This is a genomic window from Streptosporangium sp. NPDC005286, assembly GCF_040607515.1.
In the GTDB taxonomy this organism is placed as follows: Bacteria; Actinomycetota; Actinomycetes; order Streptosporangiales; family Streptosporangiaceae; genus Streptosporangium.
The window spans coordinates 1-3774 of sequence record NZ_JBEXGU010000341.1 but is presented as its reverse complement, the minus strand read 5'-3'; the positions used below and the strand labels follow the sequence as shown (position 1 = coordinate 3774).

At 68.7% G+C, this 3774-nt stretch carries 3 protein-coding genes; all 3 read right to left on the bottom strand.

What is annotated here, in order from left to right; all coding sequences use genetic code 11:
- The coding region (locus ABZU75_RS45745; protein WP_355569631.1) for a S1 family peptidase at nt 1-1315 on the bottom strand (1315 nt) is incomplete at its 3' end.
- Between the two features lie 211 nt (nt 1316-1526).
- Complete coding sequence (locus ABZU75_RS45740; protein ID WP_355569628.1) at nt 1527-2084, bottom strand: RNA polymerase sigma factor; 558 nt, start codon at nt 2082-2084, stop codon at nt 1527-1529.
- Between the two features lie 161 nt (nt 2085-2245).
- Nucleotides 2246-3774 (bottom strand): S1 family peptidase (locus ABZU75_RS45735; protein WP_355569626.1); only part of this gene is annotated, 1529 nt, incomplete at its 5' end.

Sequence of the window (3774 nt, the reverse complement as noted above, 5' to 3'; positions counted from 1 at the left end):
TACCGGCGACGGCGGCCCGGTAGTACCGGCTCGGCTGGGAGACGGACTGACCGTTGTTCAGCGTGCCGGTGTAGGTCTTCGGGTAGCCGCTGCAGTCCTGCTTACCCGTTGGAGCGGTGCCCGGGGAGATGTCACCCGACGAGCTGGCGGTGCTGTCGGTCAGCAGGGTCAGGTCGTAGGCGGCGAGGATCTCGTTGACCGGCTGGAAGTAGGTGACGCCACCCGTGGTGCAGTCCCCGGAGCCGCCGGAGGTGACCCCCTGGGCCTGGTCCACCGAGATGAACGAACCACCCGAGTCACCCGGCTCGGCGCAGACACTGGTACGGCCCAGGCCGTGGATGGTGCCCTGGGGGTAGGTGACACTGGCGCTGAGCTGCCGGATGAGACCGCAGTGCCAGTCGGTGGTGGAGCCGGACCGGCAGATCGAGGCACCCTCCAGGGCCGGCCTGGAGCCCGCGACGGGCACGGTACCGCCGACGCCGTTGCTCACCACCGGCTTGGGGCTCCAGCCGGCGTTCACCGCGACCCAGGCATAGTCGTTCTCGGGAAAGGACGACGCCCGGAAGACCCCCTGGGGCACCCGGTTGAAACCGGTGGTGGCATCACCCGTCTTACCGCAGTGACCGGCACTGACGAAACCCGCCTGGGTCCCGCGCATCACCGAGAAACCGACGGAGCAACGACTCGCGACACCGACGTAGTAGGCGTCACCCCCCTGCACGTCACTGAGGAGCCGGGGCCGCTCGGTGGACGGCACCACCTTCACCGCCTCCGTGTCGAGGCCGGCGGCCTCGATGAGGTCCTCCGCGACCAACGGCTCCGACGACAGGACGACGACCCTGTTGTTCCTGGCATCGACATAGCGGACACTTCCCTCGTTCTTGGCACCGGGTACCGACTGGTCGAGGCCGTCTATGTGCCTGTCGAGCTCCGCCAGCGACCGCTTGACGACCTCGGCCCGGGCACCCGCCGCGATGATGTGGGGGATGTCGGCCTCGTTGGTGGTGGCCACCACAAGGGTCTGCGCGATGGTTCCCATCAGCCACGAGCCGCCGAAACGGTCACCGAGTCTCGCACGGAGCTCCGCCGCCACTCCCGTCAGGCGAGCCTCGTTGAGCAGGCGTGCCTGGGCCTGTTCCCTGGTCAGTTCCAGGTCGCGTTGGAGCGCCTCCAGCATGCCCGACGGCGGTTTCCAGACGGGCGCGGTGACCGGGACACCCGTCACCTTCGGTCCGGCCGCGGCCGGCACGCCCGTCAGGGTGAGCGCGGTGACCGCCAGCACGCAGCCCGTGGCGACGACATGTCTGCGGGACATGAATCCCTCCTCGACCTCGGCTTTCACAGCAAGAGGGGGAGAGCGCCCCACGGGCAACGCCACCCTAATCCAGCCGTTGCCTCCAAGGCCCCCAAAAGCCACACGCCACGCGGCAGACGATTTCGATCGGGATCTCGCCTCGCCGGCGCGCCCTCACTCTCGCGAGGGGCGACCCCCGGGCCGGCTCGGCCGTTCCCCGGACCCGTCGAGATCAGAAGCCGTAGGCGTCGCCCAGAGCGCTCTGGACGTACTTGCGCGCCTGGTGAATGCGGGACTTGGCGGTGCCCAGCGGGATGCGGAGTTGCTCGGCCACCTCGTTGTAGTCGAGCTGGCAGATGTCGCGCAGCACCAGTGCCTGGGCCAGATCGGGCTTCTCCGCCTCCAGGGCCTCCATCACGTCGAGCAGGTCCAGCCTGGACCCGGCGATCACGCTCACCCTGGCGACGTCCGGCTTCTGCAGCGGCAACTCGTCCGAGCTCTGCTCCGCGGCGCGACGCTTCAGCGAACGGTAGGTGGTCCTGGCGCAGTTGGCGGTCACGATGTGCAGCCAGGTGCTGAACTTGGCGCGCCCCTCGAAGCGGCCGATGTTGCGTGCCACCGCCAGCAGGGTGTCCTGGCAGGCCTCCTCCGCGTCCTGCCGGAAGGGAAGGATGCGCCCGCAGTGCCGGAGCACCGCGGGCTCGATACGCTTCAGCAGCTCGCCGAGCGCGCGGTGGTCACCTTGGGCGGCCGCCCGGGCCAGCTCCTCGGTCGTCTCGTCCAGCGCCATCACGAGCCCCCATCAGCGGTCGCGGTCGCTGGACATCCTACGGTCGGAGATCCCCGTTGCCGACCTTCGGCTTTGTTACAAAAGCACACGAACCCGAAATATGGTGATTTTCACTCCTAACTGTGCTCCCAGCGGGTCCGCTGGGAGCACAGGACCGGTTGTCACGGTGTCGTGAACCCCAGGATGTAGGGGCTGGAGCCGCTCACGGAGACCACGCGATAGCGGTAGGCACCGGCCGTGCCGGTGTAACTGATCTGCTCGTCGGGACCCGAACTGTCCGAGACGGCGACGGTGCCCCAACCGGTCCCCTTCCACTTCTCGAGGTAGAGGTCGAAGTCGACGCCGTCGTCCCCGTCCAGGCAGCCATGGTGCTGACCGGCGACAGTCGCCCGGTAGTAGCTGGTGCTCGGCCGGTAGACGACCTGACCGCTCTCCAGATTACCGACGTAGATCTTCGGGTAGCCGGTGCAGGTGCCCGTGCTCGGCGAGGTGATCGTGTCGGTCACCAGGGTCAGGCCGTAGGCGTTGAGGATCTCGTTGACCGGCTGGAAGTAGGTGACGCCACCCGAGGTGCAGTCGCCGGAGCCGCCGGAGGCGACTCCCTGGGCCTGGTCCACCGAGATGAACGAGCCACCCGAGTCGCCCGGCTCGGCGCAGACGTTCGTGCGGGTCAGCCCGGAGACCGCACCCTGGGGGTAGGTGATGCTGGTATCGAGCTGCAGGACGACTCCGCAGTGCCAGTCGGTGGTCGAGCCGGATCGGCAGACCGAGGAACCCTCGACGGCCACCTTGGAGCCGACGACGGACACGGTGCCGCCGATGCCGTTGCTGACCGCCGGCTTGGGCATCCAGTTGTGGTTCACCGCGACCCAGGCGTAGTCCTTGCCCGGGAAGACCGACGCCTGGAAGGTCCCCTGGGGCACCCGGTTGAAGCCGGTGGTGGCATCACCCGTCTTACCGCAGTGACCGGCACTGACGAAACCCGCCTGGGCTTCGCGGGTCACCGAGAAACCGATCGAGCAGCGGCTCGCGACACCGATGTAGTAGGCGTCGCCGCCCTGCACATCGTGGAGGGGCTGGGGCTGCTCGGTGGACGACACCACGCTCACCGCGTCCGTGTCCACATTCGCGTCCTTGATGAGGTTCTCGGCCACCGTGGGCTGCGCGGACAGGACGACCACCTTGTTTCTCTTCGCGTCGACGTAGCGCACGCCCGCCACGCGCGGCTTGGCGGGCAGCACGTCGTCGGCCTTCTCCCTGAGCAGGAGGAGTTCCGCCATCGACCGGGGGACGATCTCGGCCCGGGCACCCGCCGCGATGATGTGGGGGATGTCGGCCTCGTCGGTGGTGGCCACCACAAGGGTCTGCGAAACGGCTCCCATCAGCCACGAGCCGCCGAAACGGTCGGCGAGCCTCCTGCGGAGCTGCGCCGCGACCGGAATCATGCGGGCCTCGTTGAGCAGGCGTGCCTGGGCCTGCCGCCTGGTCAGTCCCAGGTCGCGTTGGAGCGCCTCCAGCATGCCCGACGGCGGTTTCCAGGCGGACGCGGTGACCACACTCCTCGCCCGGGGCCTGGCGTCGGCCGGCACGCCCGCCAGGGTGAGCGCGGTGACCGCCAGCACGCAGCCCGTGGCGACGACATGTCTGCGGGACATGAATCCCTCCTCGACCTCGGCTTCCACAGCAAGAG

Coding starts and splice junctions, on each gene's coding strand:
- ABZU75_RS45740 (WP_355569628.1), bottom strand. CDS start 2,084: ATGGCGCTGGACGAGACGACCGAGGAGCTGGCCCGGGCGGCCGCCCAA.